The sequence below is a fragment of the Enterobacter sp. 01-M-03-SI-ECC genome (assembly GCF_047530215.1).
Taxonomy (GTDB): Bacteria; Pseudomonadota; Gammaproteobacteria; order Enterobacterales; family Enterobacteriaceae; genus Enterobacter; species Enterobacter chengduensis.
The window spans coordinates 13,246-34,062 of record NZ_JBLKDA010000040.1 but is presented as its reverse complement, the minus strand read 5'-3'; the positions used below and the strand labels follow the sequence as shown (position 1 = coordinate 34,062).

General features: G+C 58.2%; 22 protein-coding genes. 18 read left to right on the top strand and 4 right to left on the bottom strand.

The genetic code is table 11. The annotated features are described in order from the left end of the window. The first annotated feature begins 307 nt into the window (after nucleotides 1–307). Nucleotides 308–1,261, top strand: a complete 954-nt coding sequence (locus ACMWKK_RS23295; protein ID WP_112781425.1) for a nickel/cobalt transporter — start codon at nucleotides 308–310, stop codon at nucleotides 1,259–1,261. A gap of 42 nt (nucleotides 1,262–1,303) precedes the next feature. Here the strand turns inward: ACMWKK_RS23295 and proP are convergent, their stop codons facing one another. After that, on the bottom strand, nucleotides 1,304–2,806 hold the full coding sequence (gene proP, locus ACMWKK_RS23290; protein WP_032644759.1) for a glycine betaine/L-proline transporter ProP: 1,503 nt from the start codon (nucleotides 2,804–2,806) through the stop codon (nucleotides 1,304–1,306). 649 nt (nucleotides 2,807–3,455) lie between these two features. Here proP and kdgT point away from each other — a divergent pair. Then, entirely contained in the window at nucleotides 3,456–4,448 is a 993-nt protein-coding gene (gene kdgT, locus ACMWKK_RS23285) for a 2-keto-3-deoxygluconate transporter (protein WP_112781424.1), read from the top strand. Nucleotides 4,449–4,504: 56 nt separating this feature from the next. Here the strand turns inward: kdgT and ACMWKK_RS23280 are convergent, their stop codons facing one another. After that, nucleotides 4,505–5,380, bottom strand: a complete 876-nt coding sequence (locus tag ACMWKK_RS23280) for a diguanylate cyclase regulator RdcB family protein (protein ID WP_112781423.1) — start codon at nucleotides 5,378–5,380, stop codon at nucleotides 4,505–4,507. Then, complete coding sequence (gene crfC / locus ACMWKK_RS23275) at nucleotides 5,377–7,731, bottom strand: clamp-binding protein CrfC (RefSeq protein ID WP_112781422.1); 2,355 nt, start codon at nucleotides 7,729–7,731, stop codon at nucleotides 5,377–5,379. The genes ACMWKK_RS23280 and crfC overlap by 4 nt, the downstream gene beginning before the upstream one ends. A gap of 595 nt (nucleotides 7,732–8,326) precedes the next feature. Here crfC and ACMWKK_RS23270 point away from each other — a divergent pair. From ACMWKK_RS23270 to phnP, 16 genes are all read left to right on the top strand, one after another. Next, nucleotides 8,327–8,662, top strand: a complete 336-nt coding sequence (locus ACMWKK_RS23270; RefSeq protein WP_045332051.1) for a zinc ribbon domain-containing protein YjdM — start codon at nucleotides 8,327–8,329, stop codon at nucleotides 8,660–8,662. 120 nt (nucleotides 8,663–8,782) lie between these two features. After that, complete coding sequence (gene yjdN, locus ACMWKK_RS23265) at nucleotides 8,783–9,226, top strand: VOC family metalloprotein YjdN (RefSeq protein WP_112781421.1); 444 nt, start codon at nucleotides 8,783–8,785, stop codon at nucleotides 9,224–9,226. Between the two features lie 173 nt (nucleotides 9,227–9,399). Further along, the gene (gene phnC / locus ACMWKK_RS23260) at nucleotides 9,400–10,188 is read left to right on the top strand and encodes a phosphonate ABC transporter ATP-binding protein (protein WP_045332045.1); all 789 of its coding nucleotides are present in this window, start codon (nucleotides 9,400–9,402) and stop codon (nucleotides 10,186–10,188) included. Nucleotides 10,189–10,212: 24 nt separating this feature from the next. Continuing rightward, nucleotides 10,213–11,229, top strand: a complete 1,017-nt coding sequence (gene phnD, locus ACMWKK_RS23255) for a phosphonate ABC transporter substrate-binding protein (protein WP_045332042.1) — start codon at nucleotides 10,213–10,215, stop codon at nucleotides 11,227–11,229. Between the two features lie 102 nt (nucleotides 11,230–11,331). Then, the gene (gene phnE / locus ACMWKK_RS23250) at nucleotides 11,332–12,111 is read left to right on the top strand and encodes a phosphonate ABC transporter, permease protein PhnE (RefSeq protein WP_045332039.1); all 780 of its coding nucleotides are present in this window, start codon (nucleotides 11,332–11,334) and stop codon (nucleotides 12,109–12,111) included. Between the two features lie 20 nt (nucleotides 12,112–12,131). Continuing rightward, nucleotides 12,132–12,857: a phosphonate metabolism transcriptional regulator PhnF gene (gene phnF / locus ACMWKK_RS23245; protein ID WP_045332035.1), complete on the top strand. Its 726-nt coding sequence runs from the start codon at nucleotides 12,132–12,134 to the stop codon at nucleotides 12,855–12,857. Beyond that, nucleotides 12,858–13,310 (top strand): phosphonate C-P lyase system protein PhnG, encoded by a 453-nt coding sequence (phnG, locus tag ACMWKK_RS23240; RefSeq protein ID WP_112781420.1) that lies wholly within the window; start codon nucleotides 12,858–12,860, stop codon nucleotides 13,308–13,310. Beyond that, nucleotides 13,307–13,891 (top strand): phosphonate C-P lyase system protein PhnH, encoded by a 585-nt coding sequence (phnH, locus tag ACMWKK_RS23235; RefSeq protein ID WP_112781419.1) that lies wholly within the window; start codon nucleotides 13,307–13,309, stop codon nucleotides 13,889–13,891. Before phnG ends, phnH begins: the two co-directional genes overlap by 4 nt. Next, nucleotides 13,891–14,955 carry a carbon-phosphorus lyase complex subunit PhnI gene (locus ACMWKK_RS23230; protein WP_112781418.1) on the top strand — a complete coding sequence of 355 codons (1,065 nt, stop codon included), beginning with the start codon at nucleotides 13,891–13,893 and terminating at the stop codon, nucleotides 14,953–14,955. The genes phnH and ACMWKK_RS23230 overlap by 1 nt, the downstream gene beginning before the upstream one ends. Next, nucleotides 14,948–15,793, top strand: coding sequence for an alpha-D-ribose 1-methylphosphonate 5-phosphate C-P-lyase PhnJ (gene phnJ, locus ACMWKK_RS23225; RefSeq protein WP_045332024.1), 846 nt, complete (start codon nucleotides 14,948–14,950; stop codon nucleotides 15,791–15,793). The genes ACMWKK_RS23230 and phnJ overlap by 8 nt, the downstream gene beginning before the upstream one ends. Then, nucleotides 15,790–16,545 (top strand): phosphonate C-P lyase system protein PhnK, encoded by a 756-nt coding sequence (gene phnK / locus ACMWKK_RS23220; protein WP_045332022.1) that lies wholly within the window; start codon nucleotides 15,790–15,792, stop codon nucleotides 16,543–16,545. The genes phnJ and phnK overlap by 4 nt, the downstream gene beginning before the upstream one ends. Before the next feature lie 258 nt (nucleotides 16,546–16,803). Then, on the top strand, nucleotides 16,804–17,484 hold the full coding sequence (phnL, locus tag ACMWKK_RS23215) for a phosphonate C-P lyase system protein PhnL (protein ID WP_045328724.1): 681 nt from the start codon (nucleotides 16,804–16,806) through the stop codon (nucleotides 17,482–17,484). Then, a complete protein-coding gene (gene phnM, locus ACMWKK_RS23210) occupies nucleotides 17,481–18,617 on the top strand; it encodes an alpha-D-ribose 1-methylphosphonate 5-triphosphate diphosphatase (protein WP_112781417.1) in 1,137 nt (378 codons plus the stop codon). Before phnL ends, phnM begins: the two co-directional genes overlap by 4 nt. Next, a complete protein-coding gene (phnN, locus tag ACMWKK_RS23205) occupies nucleotides 18,614–19,165 on the top strand; it encodes a ribose 1,5-bisphosphokinase (protein ID WP_088475264.1) in 552 nt (183 codons plus the stop codon). The genes phnM and phnN overlap by 4 nt, the downstream gene beginning before the upstream one ends. After that, nucleotides 19,158–19,592 carry an aminoalkylphosphonate N-acetyltransferase gene (gene phnO / locus ACMWKK_RS23200; RefSeq protein WP_045328730.1) on the top strand — a complete coding sequence of 145 codons (435 nt, stop codon included), beginning with the start codon at nucleotides 19,158–19,160 and terminating at the stop codon, nucleotides 19,590–19,592. Before phnN ends, phnO begins: the two co-directional genes overlap by 8 nt. Nucleotides 19,593–19,601: 9 nt before the next feature. After that, the gene (gene phnP / locus ACMWKK_RS23195; RefSeq protein ID WP_112781416.1) at nucleotides 19,602–20,360 is read left to right on the top strand and encodes a phosphonate metabolism protein PhnP; all 759 of its coding nucleotides are present in this window, start codon (nucleotides 19,602–19,604) and stop codon (nucleotides 20,358–20,360) included. An 82-nt stretch (nucleotides 20,361–20,442) separates the two neighbouring features. Here phnP and yjdP read toward each other — a convergent pair whose 3' ends face one another. Continuing rightward, nucleotides 20,443–20,766 carry a DDRRRQL repeat protein YjdP gene (gene yjdP / locus ACMWKK_RS23190; protein WP_112781415.1) on the bottom strand — a complete coding sequence of 108 codons (324 nt, stop codon included), beginning with the start codon at nucleotides 20,764–20,766 and terminating at the stop codon, nucleotides 20,443–20,445. Between the last annotated feature and the right edge of the window lie 51 nt (nucleotides 20,767–20,817).

The window sequence follows — 20,817 nt, the reverse complement described above, 5'->3', positions numbered from 1 at the left end:
TTTCCTCTTTCAGAGTCAACCCGTTATTTCAGGATTTTTTCTCTTCAACCGAACCGGCTGTTTGTGTGAAGTGATTCACATCCGCCGTGTCGATGGAGGCGCATTATAGGGAGTTCTCAGCTGGCCGCAACCGCTAAATGACAGAAAAATGACTGACTGCTGCATTCCACAGCAAAACCCCGCCTTATACCCATTTATGCACAAACTTATCCACAGAGATAAACGGATCGCGACGCGATCCCACGAATTGAGTGGGAAGATCAACTATACTAGCGGCAAATATTCTCCTCTGTGCAGGCCTTTCCTCATGATCACACAACGCCTCGCCCGCGACTGGCGTCTCCCTACTGCAGGGGTGATGCTGCTGGCCATCCTCTTTGCCGGTTTTACCCTGCATGCGCACTGGAACGCTTTTATCCAGTGGTGTCTCGCCACACAAATTACGCTGCACCGTTATCTGGTGATGTATCTGCTGCAGCTTAATAACCAGCAGTACAGCGGCGGACTATGGCTGTTAACGGGCGCTTTCCTTTATGGCGTCCTTCACGCTATCGGACCCGGGCATGGAAAATTCATCGTGACGACCTATCTGACCACCAATAAGGAAAGCGAGCTGGCCGCCCGGGTCGTCCCTTTCCTGGGTAGCCTGATGCAGGGCGTCAGCGCCATTCTGTTTGTCTTTATTCTGGCGGTGGGGTTTAACCTCGCCTCAGGCGATATCAGTACCAGCCGCTGGTACGTAGAGAAGATAAGCGCAGTGCTTATTGGCGCCTTCGGCGCATTCGTCATTTATCAGGCGCTGAAGAGCCTGCGCCCGCGCAGGATGACGATTTCCGCCATTAAGCCGCTTCATCAGCATGATGAACGCTGTGGATGCGGTCATCATGGCGTGGGGGCAAACCTGACGGAAGGTGACTGGAAAACGCGCCTGGGCGTCATTCTGGCGATTGGCGCACGTCCATGCAGCGGGGCGATCATGATTCTGATGTTCTCGAACGCGCTGGGGATTGTTACCTGGGGGATGGCCGCGGTCATGACCATGTCTTTGGGCACCGCACTGTCTATTATGGGGCTCTCGCTGGCGGTACGTTACGCCCGCGAGCGCACGGTGGCATGGTTCGGAGAAAGCGCCTCATTAAGATGGCTCGTACCGGCAGTCAAAATAGCCGGAGGGATAGTCCTGATCCTATTCGCGACGGTGCTTTTCCTGACGGTGATCCCCATCAGCGCCAACGGCGACTACATCGCTGCCGGATGCTAATAAAAGAAAACCCGCCGTTGGCGGGTTTTCTTTATCACGCGTTTACTCGTTAATGCGTGGATGCTGGTCCACCAGTCGGGAGCGTTTTTTCTGCAGCTCTTCAATCTCTGCGTCGATATCCTCAATCTTCTGCTCTACGTTATCGTAGTGCTCACGCAGGATCTCTTTCGCTTCCTGAATATCCGACGCCGCAGGCGTTGCGCCTTTCAGAGGACGATTCGCCGTCTCCTTCATGGTAATACCGGTAATCAAACCAATCACCGCGATCACCATCAGATAATAAGCCGGCATCATCAGGTTCTGCGTGCTCTCCACCAGTGAGGCGGCAAGCGTCGGAGTCAGACCGGCAATCAGCACCGAGATGTTAAAGGCCGCGGCCAGCGCGCTGTAGCGAATGTGGGTTGGGAACATCGCGGGCAGCGTTGAGGCCATTACCCCGATAAAGCAGTTGAGGATCACCGCCAGCATCAGCAGACCGGCAAAAATCAGCCCCAGCACATCACTGTTAATCAGGATGAAAGCCGGAATTGCCAGCGCAAACAGCGCAACGCTCCCCAGGATAATGAACGGTCGACGGCCAAAGCGGTCGCTCAGCAGGCCCATAATCGGCTGCACAAACAGCATACCGACCATGATGGCGATAATAATCAGCACACCGTGATCTTCCGAGTAGTGCAGGTTATGCGACAGGTAGCTCGGCATGTAGGTCAACAGCATGTAGTAGGTCACGTTGGTGGAAATCACCAGACCAATACAGGTCAGCAGGCTGCGCCAGTGCTTAGTGGCAATCTCTTTGAACGATACCTTCGGACCATCCTGCAGCCCTTCGCGGTCACCCTGCTCCAGCTTATCGACGTGCTGCTGGAACGCAGGCGTCTCTTCAAGCGCATGACGCAGGTACAGACCAATGATCCCCAGCGGCAAGGCCAGGAAGAACGGAATACGCCAGCCCCAGTCGAGGAAGTTCTCTTCACCCACGACGGTTGAAATCAGCACTACCACGCCCGCGCCCAGGACAAACCCGGCAATGGAGCCGAAGTCCAGCCAGCTTCCCATAAAACCGCGCTTACGGTCAGGGGAATATTCGGCAACAAAGATCGAGGCGCCGGTGTATTCACCGCCCACGGAGAAGCCCTGCGCCATCTTACAGATCAGCAGCAGAATCGGCGCCCAAATGCCGATGGTGGCATAAGACGGTATAAGACCGATACAGAATGTACTGATCGACATAATGACGATGGTGATAGCCAGGATCTTCTGACGACCATATTTATCGCCGAGCATACCGAAGAACAGACCGCCCAGCGGGCGAATCAGGAAGGGAACGGAGAACGTACCCAGTGCGGCAATCATCTGCAGGCTGGGATCGGCCCCGGGGAAAAACACTTTACCTAAGGCATAGGCCACAAAGCCGTAGACACCAAAATCGAACCATTCCATCGCATTACCGAGCGACGCCGCGGTAATGGCTTTACGAAGTTTCGCGTCATCAATAATGGTGACGTCGCGAAGCGTGATGGGTTTAACCTTTTTCCTTCTCAGCATAGCTATCCTCGTTGACTCGGCCCTGTCTGTTTCACAGTCCAGTTTGCGTTCTGTGAACCATGGGATCCGCTCCATGCGAATCGCCTTATTCAAGCGTAGCAGGTTTACTTACATTGACGTTTTCCGTCGATACAACCGAACCTGTTGACGCCTGCCTGGGCAGTTAATGACCTTTTTACCCTACCAGCGTTTATATTTGTGATCAACTTCACACATATTTCTATCCCTGGTCAGCTTAGTCCAATTTTTGTCAAGAAGTGCCAATAGGCACTTCCTTATCCTGCTGAAAGATCATCCTCACGCGCGTCATTATTTCTTCCCTAACAAAAAGACAAACCACGTTATTTCACATCGGGTTTACATAAATTCCCACCCACAGAAGCCAGTCTCAACTTTTACATTGAATATGTGACAAAGATAACTAAAACGATGTTTTATTTTCATTGAATCACTATTCCAATGATCGCATGATAAATCCGAATACAGCGTTTTATGTGTTTTCAAAAGAGGTTAATCGAAAGCGCTCATTTAATTGCGTTGCGGGATTATCGAGAAAAAACCGCAAACAAAAAATAGCAACCAATTGAATTTAATAACTAATTATTAACACCTATCACCCGTCCTGCGGGATCCGATGTGAGGTTTGTCTATGAAGATTAAAGCCACGATAGAACGCATACCTGGCGGTATGATGCTGGTTCCGCTGGTCCTGGGCGCGATCCTGAATACCCTTGCTCCCGATACCGGAGCTTATTTTGGGGGGTTCACTAAAGGCATGATTACCGGCACGGTTCCGATTCTTGCCGTCTGGTTTTTTTGTATCGGCGCATCCATTAATTTGCGAGCGACGGGTACCGTATTACGGAAATCCGGCACGCTGGTGATAACCAAAATAGCCGTAGCCTGGGTTGTCGCCATGATATGCGCGATGTTCATTCCGGAGAATGGAATTCAGACCGGGTTCTTCGCGGGTTTATCGGTTCTTGCAATTGTCTCAGCGATGGATATGACCAACGGCGGGCTGTACGCCAGCCTGATGAACCAGTACGGAACGAAGGAAGAGTCCGGCGCATTTGTGCTGATGTCTCTGGAATCCGGCCCGCTGATGACGATGCTTATTCTCGGGTCTGCTGGCCTGGCGTCGTTTGAACCCCACCACTTTGTCGGCGCGATCCTGCCCTTCCTGATCGGTTTCGCCCTGGGTAATCTCGATCACGATCTGCGTGATTTCTTCAGCAAAGCCACGCCGGTGCTCATCCCGTTCTTTGGCTTTGCGCTGGGCAACACCATCAACCTGAAGGTCATTCTTGATACCGGCCTGCTGGGTATTGTGCTGGGCGTTGCGGTAATCATCATCACCGGTATTCCGCTGATTATTGCCGACCAGGTGATTGGCGGAGGAAACGGCACGGCGGGCGTCGCCGCCTCTTCAGCCGCAGGCGCTGCCGTCGCAAACCCGGTGATTATTGCCCAAATTAACCCGGCCTTCGAACCGGTGGCGGCTTCAGCCACAGCACTGGTTGCCGCCAGCGTGATCGTCACCGCGATTCTGGTGCCCATCATCACGGCGCTGTATGCGAAACGCTACGCAAGTGCCCCCGAGCAGGATGTCGAAAGAAGAGCGGTAGAACTCCGCCATTAACACACCGCACCAAACCATCCCCTCTCCCCTACGGGGAGAGGGTTAGGGTGAGGGGTTCACCCAAAAATCTCTTCCACCATCCCGTCCACCAGCCGTTTTGCCGAGCAAAGCCTCGGCATCCCCAGCGCGACGGTCTGCCAGTTTTGCGTCACTGACCAGCTCAACGGATGTTTATCCGCCTGACACCAGTCCCCCAGCCAGCCCAGCATGTCTTTATGGTCGATTAATCCCGGAGAGGCTGGCGTTGTTAGCCACTGATGATAGAAGTGGCGAGTCGTGGGTGACGCATTGATACCCTGCGCCAGATAGTTAGCCGCCATGCTGCGCAGGTTATCCTTGAGCATTGCCGCCACGTCCTCATTCGCCAGGCGGCATGCATCACCGAATGCCCCCCAGCGCAGCTCTTCCAGGACGATAAAACAGCGTCCGGCCAGCGACCAGCCATCGTAATGCCCCGCCCGCCAGCGGGTAAAAATCTGCTCGCTGTGCTCGCCCGCCTGAACCGTCAGCCCGCGCTGCGTCAGCGCCTTTTCTTTCCAGGCAGCACGCTGGGTAAAATGAGAAGCGAGTTCAGCGTACTGCTGCATGAGTCCGGGAGACTGCTGGGCGCGCGGATGCGTTTGCTGGCGCGAAGCAATCAGCTTCTCAGCCATCAGCGTCAGCGCGAGATGACCCGGGTCAAGCATGCTTGCCAGTTTTTCCGCCAGCCCCAGGCGCAGCGCTGCATTCTCGTTGAGCATACCCGCCATCGCCCAGGGGCGTAGCCGGGTATGCGTCATGATTTCCTGCGTCAGACGTTCCCGAAACTGAAGCTGTTGTGGTCCCGGATGGGGATGACGCGACGCGTCTACCCCCTGTACCAGATCGACCATAAATTTTGGATTAATACATTCCAGCGTTCGCCCGGGGCCGTCCAGTAATGGTGTTGTCATGGTTGCTCTGCCGCGAATAGAGTTTGAATATCATCGCGTAACAGTCGGGTATCTTCCTGTATCCACGTCGCAGTAGTGATGCTTTGCTTCAACAACTGACAGAGCGCTCGGGTTGAATGCTCGTTCTGTTGACGCACTGCGAGGCTATCACGCAAGCTTTCCTGTAACCCGGTCAGGCACAACGAAAATTCTGCAAAGAACGTTGCCATTCCTGCCGTAACAGAGACATCGACCTGCGCGGACAAAGCTTTACCTATTTGTTCACAAAACTGCTCAATATGTTGCTTAAATTTGTCATGTAATTGCGCAATGTCGATAACATAGCGCGTGCGCGTTTCTACATACTCATCCCAGCCCCAGCCCGGATTATTGAGCCAGCGAGAGACCGTTTCTCGCATGCTGCTCCCGCCTGATGGCCGGACGGCCTGACTGTCATCCTGCGCTATCGCATCGTTAAACAACGCCCGCGTATTGAAATTAAGCTGGCTCGCCTGAAACGCCGGGAAACTGATTCGCGCCCGAAAACCCGCATGGCTCAGATGCGCTTTAATACGCGTTTCGATAGGGCGCATGGCTTCGTTCAGGGAACGCGCCAGCGTAGACTCCAGCTGATCGAAGCGTAACGCCAGCTCCCGGCAGATCTTCGCCTGCGCGTCCAGCATCACGCGCTCGCAGGAGGAGCGGATTTTATTCAGCGCGATCTGCGCCTGGCTTTCGTCGTCCAGAACCAGCTGCTTCAGCCCGTGCGGCTCGTCGCCGTGAGGGTTCTGCCGATCGATGCCTGCCACATCAAGAATATGCTGAGCGCTGAATACCTCGCCAATAGCCTGGTTAAGCGCGACTTTCTGGCCCCCCATAAAGTCTGCGGTGGCGTTCAGCGCCTCTTCAACCTCATGTTTCACCTCATCGCTCACCACGCGCTGACGCGTCTGCAGAAGCGCCATGTCCTCTTCGAGGCGGGCGATATTCAGCTCCAGCGCCTCAAAGGCCACCGTCAGCCCCTGATAGCGGAAATCGAGGTACTCCCGGGCATTTTGCGCGTAATTCAGTAGCTTGTGCGAGGCCGAACGTAGCGCGTAGAGCGAGGCATTGGCATAGGCAGCGTGAATCAATTTGCGTATGGGCTGTTCGAATAGCGAATCTTCCCAGAGCAAATCGGCAGAATGACGAAGATGGTCGATATCCTCCAGGTCCGCCGTACGCCAGCGACGCCCAAGGGCAGCTTCGGCAAAATCCTGCACCCAGGGTTGCTCCTGAGGATCCGGCAGTTGCCCACGGGTACTCATCTCGTAGCGCGCGCGGTTCGCCAGATACGCCCACATGGACGACACCGGGTAGATCTGGCCCGGTGAAATATTGCCTTTCATTAAGGTGCCGGAGATCATCGCCCGGATCTGCTCTTCATCGTCGCTATTGCGATCTTTCTGATCGAATTTATTGACCAGCGCATACAGCGGCACTGATTTTCCCGCCGTGGAAATGGCCTGACGAACTTCTTCATCAGAGATGGATTTAAGCTGGGTATAATCCATCACGGCCAGCACCGCCGACGCGCGGGACAGCTGCTCGCTGAGCATTTTTTGCAGATGCGGCTGTCCGGCCTCATTCGGCCCGGGCGTATCGAGCAGCGTCAGCTGTCCGAGATGTGCATCCAGACCCGCAAGATGCACAAACTCGACTTCAATCACCGGGATATGCTCGATAGCCGCATATTCAGAGAACGGAAACGCCACGCCTAACGCCTGAGATAGCCTCACCAGATCGTTGAGGCTTTTCAGACAATGAAATATCGGCTGTGCGCCCAGGTGATGCTTCTCAAACGCTTCGCCTTTTTCGATGCGCTCGAGCAGCGTATTCATGTCTTTATCAATTTCCAGACGCTGGGCCAGCTTCCCGCGATCGTAATCGCACAGCTTCTTCTGCAGAAGTTGAATCAATTCATCAATGGGCGAAGCATGGGAGAAATGCAGCACCGGATCCTTCTGTCCCGGCGTGTGACGAATCAGGGTAGGCAGCGCCGTCATCGGACGATTGCGGTTCGGCAGCACTTCGGTCCCCACAATCGCGTTAATGGTGGTCGATTTCCCCGCTTTCATGGTACCCACAATCGCCAGAACCATTTCCAGCCGGGTTATTTTGCGTAATTCATTATTCAGCATCGCCTGCTGCGCTTCGACGCCGCGCGCACTAAAATGCAGAGGCAAAACGTTGTTCTTTTCACCCGTAATGGCAGCCGCTGTGCTCTCCAGCATTGCAGTCGGCATTGATTTCAACGTATCAAGATTTTGCAGGGCAAGCTGTAACAAACGCTCAGCTTCCTGGCTTAATTCAAAAATGGTCTGTGTGTGCATGATAAAAGCCTTTCCTTAACGCAAATTTATTACTTTTATTAAGCCACTGGTTTTAATTATGTTGTTCAGGCTTATATGATCACGTGTGGAAAACATGTTCGCCGAAATATAACTGATTGAAGATAATCAGAAATAATTCACTATCCTTGCATGGCGTGTATAGCTCCCCTTCTGGCCTGACGGCCAAAAGAAAAAAGCGTAGCCCATTTTTAAGAAACTTCAGGATATATCATCGTTATTTACCCACCTAAAAAGAGAGGTAACGCGCCACGGCCATAAGATATGTATGGCAGCGAAGTCAGGAGATAAATAACAATGTGTCGCTTCACCTTATCCGAAATGGAGGAGCGTAGCAATTTGCCGCAATAAAATATTCGATATATTTAGCATCAATTCTTTCCACCGTGTTAATGACGTAAGCATCGCTTAACTGACTGACAGGAAGTGTCACTCGCGATACGCTTTTTGCCATTTTTTTAATTCACAATGTCACCGACAAACGTGTGGATTTACGCTATACTTGCCGCCTTTTTCGGCACGCTGCCGTCATTTAGCTGGCACTTTCCAGCGCGTTAACACTTTTGAGGATACCGATATGTCACTCCCACACTGCCCAAAATGCAATTCTGAATACACCTACGAAGATAACGGCATGTTCATCTGCCCGGAATGCGCTCACGAATGGAATGATGCCGAACCCTCACACGATGCTGATGTTCTTGTCGTAAAAGATGCTAACGGCAATCTGCTGGCGGACGGCGACAGCGTTACCGTGATTAAAGATCTGAAAGTGAAAGGCAGTTCTTCCATGCTGAAGATTGGCACCAAAGTGAAGAATATCCGTCTGGTTGAAGGCGATCATAATATCGACTGCAAAATTGACGGCTTCGGTCCGATGAAGCTGAAATCTGAGTTCGTGAAAAAGAACTGATTTCTCTTTTTTGTAGGCCGGATAAGCGCAGCGCATCCGGCATAAGCGCCCGGTGGCGCTACGCTTACCGGGCCTGCAACAGCTAAACTTAACGGGCATTTCTTACGTGAGGTAAAGATTATGCCGTTAAGTCCCTACATCTCGTTTGCCGGCAACTGCGCAGAGGCCACCGCCTTCTACCAGCAGGCCGTCGGCGCAGAGCTTCTCTATAAAATCACATTCGGCGAAATGCCAAAAAGCGAAAACAGCGAAGAAGGCTGTCCGTCCGGTATGCAATTTCCGGATTCGGCTATCGCCCACTCCAACGTCCGCATTGCGGGCAGCGATATCATGATGAGCGACGGGATGCAGCCCGGCAGCCACGCGCAGTACGCGGGTTTCACGCTGGTTCTCGACACCCAGGATGTGTCCGAAGGCAAGCGCTGGTTCGATAACCTCGCCGCAGGCGGGAATATCGAGATGGCCTGGCAGGAGACCTTCTGGGCGCACGGTTTCGGCAAAGTCACCGATAAATACGGCGTGCCGTGGATGATTAACGTCGTTAAGCAACACCAAACGTCGTAGGCCGGATAAGCGCAGCGCGGCCGACAACAGCGTCCGCTGGCGCTGCGCTGACCGGGCCTACGGTGATTGTCATCGCTTTCACTTCAACTCTTCAAACTCCCGCAACCCAGACTTAACCCAAATGTCACATTGATGCGCCAGCATGAGGCCACATTTATCGTGAGGCCCAGCACATGCAAACCGTCATCCGCGTCGAGAAACTGAGCAAGACCTTCCATCACAACAAGGCTCTGCATGCCGTTGATCTGACCGTCCAGCAGGGCGAAATGGTGGCGCTGCTGGGACCATCCGGTTCGGGTAAATCCACCCTTCTTCGCCATTTAAGCGGTCTTATCACCTGCGATAAAACGCCGGAAAGCCACGTCGAGCTGCTGGGCAATACCGTGCAGCGCGCGGGGCGTCTCGCCAGCGACATCCGCAAGAGCCGCGCCCAGACGGGCTATATCTTCCAGCAGTTCAACCTGGTGAACCGCCTGACGGTGCTGGAGAACGTGCTGATTGGCGCGCTCGGCAGCACCCCTTTCTGGCGCACCTGTCTGCGCTGGTTCTCCCCTTCCCAGAAGCAGGAAGCCTTACGGGCGCTGACCCGCGTCGGCATGGCGCATTTCGCCCACCAGCGCGTATCCACCCTGTCCGGTGGACAACAGCAGCGCGTGGCGATTGCGCGCGCGCTGATGCAGAAAGCGCAAATCATTCTCGCTGATGAACCTATTGCCTCGCTGGACCCGGAATCCGCCCGCATCGTAATGGAGACCCTGCGCGACATTAACCAGAACGACGGCATCACCGTGGTGGTCACGCTGCATCAGGTGGATTACGCCCTGCGCTACTGCGAACGCATTGTCGCCCTGCGTCAGGGGCACGTGTTCTTTGATGGCGCGAGCCATCAGTTTGATAACGAACGTTTTGACCATCTCTACCGCAGCATTAACCGCGTCGAAGAGAACGCGCAGGCTGCTTAATTAACCCCGATCCGAGGAAAGTACATGAGCTACAAAGCCGTTGCCGCGCTGGCCTTTACCAGCATGTTCAGCCTCAGCACCCTGTTAAGCCCAGCGTATGCGGAAGAGCAGGAAAAAGCGCTGAACTTCGGCATTATTTCGACGGAATCACAGCAGAACCTGAAGCCTCAGTGGGAACCGTTCCTGAAAGATATGGAAACCAGGCTGGGGATCAAAGTAAACGCCTTCTTCGCCCCGGACTACGCGGGCATCATCCAGGGGATGCGCTTCAATAAAGTGGACATCGCCTGGTACGGCAACCTCTCCGCCATGGAAGCGGTGGACCGCGCCAACGGCCAGGTCTTTGCCCAGACCGTCGCGGCAGATGGCTCCCCGGGCTACTGGAGCGTGCTGATCGTCAACAAAGACAGCCCGATCAACAATCTCAACGACATGCTTGCCAAACGCAAAGAGCTGACCTTCGGCAACGGCGACCCGAACTCCACCTCCGGTTACCTTGTCCCCGGCTACTACGTCTTCGCCAAAAACAACGCCTCCGCCAGCGACTTCAAACGTACCGTAAACGCCAGCCACGAAACCAACGCCCTGGCCGTGGCCAACAAGCAGGTGGACGTTGCCACTAACAATACCGAGAACCTCGACAAGCTGAAAACCTCAGCGCCGGACAAGCTGAAGGAGATCAAGGTTATCTGGAAGTCTCCGCTGATCCCGGGCGACCCGATCGTCTGGCGTAAAAACCTCTCAGAGAGCACTAAGGACAAGGTCTACGACTTCTTTATGACCTACGGCAAAACGCCGGAAGAGAAAGCGGTTCTGGAACGCCTGGGCTGGGCGCCGTTCCGTCCATCAAGCGACCTGCAGCTGGTCCCGATTCGCCAGCTGGCGCTGTTTAAAGAGATGCAGGGCGTGAAGGACAACAAAGGGCTGAAGGACGAGGAGAAGACCAGCAAAGTGGCTGCGATTCAGGCCCAGCTGGAAGACCTCGACCGCCTGACCGCCGCGCTGGGTGCCATGACCAGCGTGAATAAAGCGGTGCAGTAACGCTTTTCGCCCGGTGGCGCTGCGCTTACCGGGCCTACATTTTGGATCGTAGGCCGGATAAGCGTAGCGCCATCCGGCACACATAGACCTGCGGAGTAATACATGCAAACCATCACCCTCCCGCCGCCTAAGCGCAGCTGGTTCTCGCTCATCAGCTGGGCCATCCTGCTGGCGGTGCTGGTTATCTCCTGGAAGGGCGCGGAAATGGATCCGCTGCTGCTCTTCAAAGATTCCGGCAACATGGCGACCTTCGCCGCCGACTTCTTCCCGCCGGACTTCAGCCAGTGGCAGGACTACCTCAGCGAAATGGCGGTCACCCTGCAAATTGCCGTCTGGGGCACCGCCCTTGCCGTCATTCTCTCCATTCCCTTTGGCCTGATGAGCGCGGAAAACATCGTGCCGTGGTGGGTATACCAGCCGATGCGCCGCCTGATGGACGCCTGCCGCGCCATCAACGAAATGGTCTTTGCGATGCTGTTCGTGGTCGCCGTGGGTCTGGGTCCGTTCGCGGGCGTGATGGCGCTGTTCATCCACACCACCGGCGTGCTCTCCAAGCTGCTTTCCGAAGCGGTTGAAGCCATCGAGCCTGGCCCGGTTGAGGGCATTCGCGCAACGGGCGCCAACAAAATCGAAGAGATCCTTTACGGCGTCCTGCCGCAGGTGATGCCGCTGCTGATCTCCTACTCCCTGTACCGCTTTGAGTCCAACGTTCGCTCTGCGACCGTGGTCGGCATGGTCGGCGCAGGCGGGATTGGCGTCACCCTGTGGGAAGCGATTCGCGGTTTCCAGTTCCAGCAAACCTGCGCCCTGATGGTGCTCATCATCGTGACCGTCAGCCTGCTGGATTTCCTCTCTCAACGTTTGCGTAAGCACTTCATCTGAGAAGCGAGGCTTTGTTTTCTATGCACTTATCCAGACATCCGACCAGTTACCCCACCCGCTGGCAAGAAATTGCCGCCAGGCTCGAAGTGGAGCTGCGCACCCACTACCGCTGCGGGGACTATCTGCCCGCCGAGCAGCAGCTAGCGGATCGCTATGAAGTGAATCGCCACACCCTGCGCCGCGCCATTGACCAGCTGGTCGAGCGCGGCTGGGTCCAGCGCCGTCAGGGCGTGGGCGTGCTGGTGCTGATGCGCCCGTTCGACTATCCGCTCAATGCCCAGGCGCGCTTTAGCCAGAACCTGCTGGATCAGGGCAGCCACCCGACCAGCGAAAAGCTGCTGTCGGTATTGCGCCCGGCCTCCAGCCACGTGGCGGACGCGCTGGGCATTCAGGAGGGCGACAACGTCATCCACCTGCGCACCCTGCGTCGCGTTAACGGCGTGGCGGTGTGCCAGATCGACCACTACTTCGCGGATCTCGCCCTCTGGCCAGTGCTGCAAAACTTTTCCAGCGGTTCCCTGCACGACTTTCTGCAGGATGCCACGGGCATTGCGCTCAAGCGCACCCAGACGCGCATCAGCGCCCGTCGCGCGCAGGCGAAAGAGAGCAGGGTGCTCGAAATTCCCAACATGGCCCCGCTGCTCTGCGTGCGCACCCTCAACCACCGTGACGGTGAAGTCAACGCGACGGAATACTCCGTCAGCCTGACCCGCGCCGACATGATCGAATTCACTATGGAGCACTGAATGCACTTCGACACCGCCACCCGACAGCGCTGGATGCGCGTGCTGGCCCACAGCCAGCCTGCCGCGCTGACAGCCCGCATGAGCGCGCTCAGCCTGACGCCAGACTATGACACCCTCCGCGCCCCGGAGATCGGCCTCGTTCAAATCCAGGCGCGCATGGGCGGCACCGGCGAGCGCTTTTACGCCGGCGACGCCACCCTCACCCGCGCGGCGATCCGTCTGAACAGCGGCACGCTGGGCTACAGCTACGTGCTGGGGCGCGATAAAGCGCACGCCGAGCGCTGCGCGGTGATCGACGCGCTTTTACAGGAACCACCCTATTTCCAGACGTTAATGGAAACCCTTATTGCCCCGCTGGAAGCCGACCGCGCCGCGCGCCTTGCCGCACGTCAGGCCGAAGTGAACACCAGCCGGGTCGACTTCTTTACGCTCGTTCGCGGAGACAACGCATGACGCTTCAACCTGCTTTTACCCTGGCCGTCCAGGATGCCCAACACAGCTTTCGTCGCCTGCTGAAGGCGATGAGCGAGCCCGGCGCGATCGTCTCGCTGCACCAGCTCTCCCAGGGCTGGCTGCCGCTGAATCTGGCGACCACCAGCGTGCTGCTGACCCTTGCCGACAACGACACGCCTGTTTGGCTTTCCGGCGCATTATCCAACGATATCGCCAGCCAGAACCTGCGTTTTCACACCGGCGCCCCGCTGGTCGATCGGCCCCAGCAGGCAATCTTTGCCGTAGCCGACGAGCAAATCAGCCATGAACAGCTTAACGCCCTGAGCGAAGGCAGCGCCGTCGCCCCCGAGACCAGCGCCACTCTGATTTTGCAGGTCTCCAGCCTGAGCGGTGGCCGCATGCTGCGCCTGACGGGCGCAGGCATCGCCGACGAGCGCATGGTCGCGCCGCAGCTGCCGGAGTGCATCATTCACGAGCTGACCGAGCGCCCGCACCCGTTCCCGCTGGGCATTGACCTGATCCTGACCTGCGGCGAGCGCCTGCTGGCCATCCCGCGGACCACCCACGTGGAGGTGTGCTGATGTACGTTGCCGTCAAAGGGGGCGAAAAGGCCATCGCCGCCGCCCATGCGCTGCAGGCGCACAGACGACGGGGCGATGAACGGCTTCCCGAGCTGAGCGTTGCCCAGATTGAACAGCAGCTCAACCTTGCCGTCGACCGGGTGATGACCGAGGGCGGCATCGCCGACCGCGAATTGGCGGCGCTTGCCCTGAAGCAGGCCAGCGGCGATAACGTGGAAGCCATCTTCCTGCTGCGCGCCTACCGCACCACGCTTGCCAAACTGGCGGTCAGCGAGCCGTTAAACACCGCCGACATGCGCCTGGAGCGCCGCATCTCAGCCGTTTACAAAGACGTGCCCGGCGGCCAGCTGCTTGGCCCGACCTACGACTACACCCACCGCCTGCTGGATTTCACCCTGCTGGCGAACGGCGAAGCGCCGCAGCTCAGCACTTCCGACGCGGAACAGGAACCGTCTCCGCACGTCTTCAGCCTGCTGGCGAAACAGGGTCTGGCGAAGGCGGAAGAGGACTCAGGCGCGCAGCCGGACGACATCACCCGCACGCCGCCGGTTTATCCGTGCTCGCGCTCCTCCCGCCTTCAGCAGCTGATGCGCGGCGACGAAGGCTATCTGCTGGCGCTGGCCTACTCCACCCAGCGCGGCTACGGGCGCAACCACCCGTTTGCCGCCGAAATTCGCAGCGGCTACATCGACGTGGAAATCGTGCCGGAAGAGCTGGGTTTTGCGGTGAACGTCGGCGAACTGCTGATGACCGAGTGTGAAATGGTCAACGGTTTTGTCGCCCCCGAAAATGAAGACCCGCACTTTACCCGCGGCTACGGGCTGGTGTTTGGCCTCGGCGAGCGCAAGGCGATGGCGATGGCGCTGGTTGACCGCGCCCTGCAGGCGCCGGACTACGGCGAACACATCGCGGGCCCGGCGCAGGACGAAGAGTTCGTGCTGGCCCACGCGGATAACGTTGAGGCCGCGGGCTTCGTCTCGCACCTCAAGCTGCCGCACTACGTCGATTTCCAGGCCGAACTGGAACTGCTGAAACGCCTGCAACGGGAGCGCGCCAATGGCTAACTTAAGCGGCTACAACTTTGCCTATCTGGATGAGCAAACCAAACGCATGATCCGCCGCGCTATTCTCAAAGCGGTGGCGATTCCAGGCTATCAGGTGCCATTCGGCGGCCGCGAAATGCCGATGCCCTACGGCTGGGGTACAGGCGGTATCCAGCTCACCGCCAGCGTGATCGGCGAAGCGGACGTGCTGAAGGTCATCGATCAGGGTGCCGACGACACCACCAACGCCGTGTCGATCCGCAGCTTCTTCCAGCGGGTAACGGGCGTCGCGACCACCGAAAAAACCGAAGACGCGACGCTGATCCAGACCCGTCACCGCATTCCGGAAACCCCGCTGACGGAAGATCAGATTCTGATTTTTCAGGTGCCGATCCCGGAGCCGCTGCGCTTTATCGAGCCGCGCGAAACCGAAACCCGCACCATGCACGCCCTGGAAGAGTACGGCGTTATGCAGGTGAAGCTGTACGAGGACATCGCCCGCTTCGGCCATATCGCCACCACCTACGCCTACCCGGTGAAGGTCAACGGGCGCTACGTCATGGACCCGTCGCCGATCCCGAAATTCGATAACCCGAAGATGGACATGATGCCCGCCCTGCAGCTGTTCGGCGCCGGGCGTGAAAAACGCATCTACGCCGTACCGCCGTACACCCGCGTGGAGAGCCTGGATTTCGACGATCACCCGTTTACGGTGCAGGAGTGGGACGAGCCGTGCGCCATCTGCGGATCCCAACACAGCTATCTGGACGAAGTGGTGCTGGACGACACGGGCAAACGGATGTTTGTCTGCTCCGACACCGACTACTGCCGCCAACAGAGCGAGGCGAATAGCCAATGAAACCGCTGCTTTCGGTTAACAACCTGACCCACCTGTATGCGCCGGGCAAAGGCTTTAGCGACGTGTCGTTCGAGCTGTGGCCGGGCGAAGTGCTGGGGATTGTCGGCGAGTCCGGCTCCGGCAAGACCACCCTGCTGAAATCCATATCCGCGCGCCTGACGCCGCAGAACGGCGACATTTTGTATGAGGGCACCTCGCTGTACGGCATGAGCGAGGCCGAGCGCCGCCGCCTGCTGCGCACCGAGTGGGGCGTGGTGCACCAGCACCCGATGGACGGCCTGCGCCGTCAGGTCTCGGCGGGCGGCAACATCGGCGAACGGCTGATGGCCACCGGCGCGCGCCACTACGGCAACATCCGCGCCACGGCGCAGCACTGGCTGGAGGAAGTTGAAATCCCCGCCTCGCGCATTGACGACCTGCCGACGACCTTCTCCGGCGGCATGCAGCAGCGATTGCAGATTGCGCGCAACCTGGTCACGCACCCGAAGCTGGTGTTTATGGATGAACCCACCGGCGGGCTGGACGTCTCCGTGCAGGCGCGCCTGCTCGACCTGCTGCGCGGTCTGGTGGTGGAACTGAACCTGGCGGTGGTGATTGTCACCCACGATTTAGGCGTTGCGCGCCTGCTGGCGGACCGTCTGCTGGTGATGAAGCAGGGCCAGGTGGTGGAAAGTGGGTTAACCGACCGGGTGCTTGACGATCCCCACCATCCTTACACCCAGCTGCTGGTGTCGTCCGTGTTGCAGAACTGAGGTTGCTGTTGCCGGGTGGCGCAGCCGCCACCCGGCAAAAAGAACACCGCACCCGTAGGCCGGGTAAGGCGCAGCCGCCACCCGGCAAAAAGAGCACCGCACCTGTAGGCCGGGTAAGGCGAAGCCGCCACCCGGCAAAAAGAACACCGCACCCGTAGGTCGGGTAAGGCGCAGCCGCCACCCGGCAAAAAGAACACCGCACCCGTAGGCCGGGTAAGGCGCAGCCGCCACCCGGCAAGAAAACGCCACGAGGCCAACATGATCCACGTACAAAACGTCAGTAAAACCTTCGTGCTCCACCAGCAAAACGGCGTGCGCCTGCCGGTCCTGCAAAACGCCTCTCTGGAGGTCGGCAAAGGCGAATGCGTTGTGCTGCACGGCCATTCCGGCAGCGGAAAATCGACCCTGCTGCGCTCCCTGTACGCCAACTATCTGCCGGACGAAGGCCATATTCGTATTCGCCACAATGATGAATGGGTCGATCTGGTGCAGGCTCCCGCCCGTAAGGTGCTCGAGGTGCGCCGCTCGACGATCGGCTGGGTAAGCCAGTTTCTGCGGGTGATTCCCCGGATCTCCGCCCTGGACGTGGTGATGCAGCCGTTGCTGGATCTCGGCGTGCCGCGCGAAGCCTGCGCCGCCAAAGCCGCCAGCCTGCTGACGCGCCTCAACGTGCCCGAGCGCCTGTGGCACCTGGCCCCGTCGACCTTTTCCGGCGGCGAGCAGCAGCGCGTCAACATCGCCCGCGGCTTTATCGTCGACTACCCGATTTTACTTCTGGATGAACCTACCGCCTCGCTCGACGGTAAAAACAGCGCGGCCGTGGTGGAACTGATCGAGCAGGCCAAAGCGCGTGGGGCGGCGATCGTCGGGATCTTCCACGACGATGCCGTTCGCACCCGCATAGCGGACAGACTGCACCCAATGGGGACAACCGTATGATTATCAATAACGTCAGGCTGGTGCTGGAAAACGAGGTCGTTGGCGGGTCGATTGAGATCCAGGACGGCGTCATCCGCGCGTTTGCCGAAACCCAAAGCCGCGCGCCCGAGGCGATGGACGGTGAAGGCGGCTGGCTGCTGCCGGGGCTGATCGAGCTGCATACCGATAACCTGGACAAATTTTTCACCCCTCGCCCGAAGGTGGACTGGCCCGCCCATTCGGCGATGAGCAGCCACGACGCGCTGATGGTCGCCAGCGGCATTACCACCGTGCTGGACGCGGTGGCCATTGGCGACGTTCGCGACGGCGGCGATCGCCTGGAGAATCTGGAAAAAATGATCAACGCCGTGGAGGAGACGCAAAAGCGCGGCCTCAACCGCGCCGAGCACCGTCTTCACCTGCGCTGCGAGCTGCCGCACCACACTACGCTGCCGCTGTTTGAAAAGCTGGTTGGGCGCGAGCCGGTCTCGCTGGTCTCCCTGATGGACCACTCGCCGGGGCAGCGCCAGTTCGCCAATATTGCAAAGTACCGCGAATACTATCAGGGCAAATATTCCCTCAGCGATGCGGAGATGGCGCGCTACGAGGAAGAGCAGCTGGCGCTGGCGGCCCAGTGGTCGCAGCCCAATCGCCTTAAGATTGCCGCGATGTGCCGGGACCGCAATATCGCGCTGGCCAGCCATGACGACGCCACGCACGATCACGTGCGCGAATCCCACCAGCTCGGCATCGCGATCGCTGAATTTCCCACCACGTTCGAAGCGGCCGAGGCCTCGCGCAAACACGGCATGAGCGTGCTGATGGGCGCGCCGAACATCGTGCGCGGCGGATCGCACTCCGGCAACGTGGCGGCGAGCAGGCTTGCTTCCCTCGGCCTGCTGGATATCCTCTCGTCCGACTACTACCCCGCCAGCCTGCTGGATGCGGCGTTCCGGGTGGCCGACGACGAGGACAACCGCTTTACGCTGCCGCAGGCGATTCGCCTGGTGACGAAAAACCCGGCCTCGGCGCTTAGTCTTCACGATCGCGGGGAAATCGCCGAGGGGAAACGCGCGGATCTGGTGCTGGCCCACCGCAAGGGGGAGCACATCCATATCGACCACGTCTGGCGTCAGGGAAAAAGGGTGTTCTGATGGGAAGACTCGTCTGGTTAATGGGGCCCTCCGGCTCCGGTAAGGACAGCCTGCTGTCTGCCTTACGGCAGCGGGAACATCCCCAGTTGCTCGTGGCGCACCGCTACATCACCCGCGCGGCCAACGCAGGGAGTGAAAACCATATCGCCCTGAGCGAGCAGGAGTTTTTCATCCGCGCCGGGCAAAACCTGCTGGCGCTGAGCTGGCACGCCAACGGCTACTACTATGGGATCGGGATTGAGACCGACCTGTGGCTGCATGCGGGGTTCGACGTGCTGGTCAACGGCTCGCGGGCGCATCTTCCGCAGGCGCGCGCCCGCTATGGCGCGTCCCTTCTGCCGGTCTGTCTGCAGGTTTCGCCGGACGTCCTGCGCAGCCGGTTGCAGAGCCGGGGGCGTGAATCCGCCCGCGAGATCGACCAGCGGCTTGCGCGCGCGGCCCGCTATGCTCCGTCCGACTGTCACATCCTCAACAACGACGGAAGTTTGCTACAGTCAGTCGATACTTTTTTATCGCTTATTCGTCAGAAGGAGAACCAGCATGCCTGACTGTACGCTTCGCCCCGCCACCGCGGACGATGCGCAAATCGTTTACGCGTTAATCTGCGAATTAAAGCAGGCCGAGTTCGATCGCCAGGCGTTTCACGCAGGCTATCTTGCCAATTTGCAGGATCGCAACATGCACTACCAGCTTGCCGAGCTGGACGGGGAAGCCATCGGCATGATCGGCCTGCACATGCAGTTTCACCTCCATCACGCGCGCTGGATCGGTGAGATCCAGGAGCTGGTGGTGATGCCGCAGGCGCGCGGGTTAAAGGTGGGAAGCCAGCTGCTGGCCTGGGCGGAGGACGTCGCGCGACAGGCCGGCGCGGAGCTGACCGAACTGTCCACCAGCGTGAAGCGCGTGGATGCGCACCGTTTTTACGTTCGCGAAGGCTATACGCAGAGCCATTTCCGATTCACCAGGCCGCTGTAGAGGTGCGTTATGAGTCTGACAGTCACGTTGACGGGAACGGGCGGCGCCCAGCTGGTGCCGGTCTTTGGCTGCGACTGCGCGGCGTGCCGCCGGGCGCGCCTGCAGGACAGCTATCGCCGTCGCCCCTGTAGCGCGGTGGTCAAATTCAACGATGCCGTCACCCTGCTGGATGCGGGCATTCCGCACCTGATGGACGACTGGCCCGCAGGCAGCTTCCAGCAGTTTTTGCTGACCCATTACCATATGGATCACGTCCAGGGGCTGTTCCCCCTGCGCTGGGGCGTTGGCGCGACGATCCCGGTTTACGGCCCGCCGGACGAAGCGGGCTGTGACGACCTGTTTAAACATCCGGGGATTCTGGATTTCAGCCACACGGTCGAGCCGTTTGTGATGTTTGAACTTCAGGGCCTGCGGGTCACGCCGCTGCCGCTCAACCATTCGAAGCTGACCTTTGGGTATTTGCTGGAGTCGGCCCACAGCCGCGTGGCCTGGCTTTCCGACACCGCCGGGCTGCCGGAAAAAACGGCGAAGTTTCTGCTCAACAATCAGCCGCAGGCGATGATCATTGACTGCAGCCATGAACCGCGCGACGAGACGCCGCGAAACCATAGCGACTTAAATACCGTGATTGCGCTGAACGAGGTGATTGGCTGCCCGCAGGTGATCCTGACGCACATCAGCCACCAGTTTGACGTGTGGATGATGGATAACCCGCTGCCGGACGGCATTGAGGCGGGGTATGACGGGATGGTACTGGTGCTGGATTAGATTTTGCCGGGTGGCGGCTGCGCCTTACCCGGCCTACGGTCCGAGGTTTTGTAGGCCCGCGTAAGCGAAGCGCCACCGGGCATTATCCGCGATCGTAATCGTCTTCTAACCGCCGCTCATCTTCTTCTAACCGACGCCTGTCGTCATCCAGCTGACGCTGACGCTCGTCTAAACGGCGGCGTCTGTCTTCAAGCTGCCGGCGACGATCGTCGTACTGGCGACTGTCGATCTGACGGCTGCGATCGTAACGATCGTCATCGTCATTGCTGCGGCTGCTGTTTGGGTTATAGGCATCGTTGATCGCCTGCTGAATGTTGCCAATAGCATCATCAACAATATCGGCATGAGCCAGCTGGCTGGTGAGTGACAGCAGACCAAATAACAGAGTAGTTGAGTAACGTTTCATAAGGCCAGACTCGCAGGTGAACTGGCCTTACGATAATGAACAGCAGGAAAC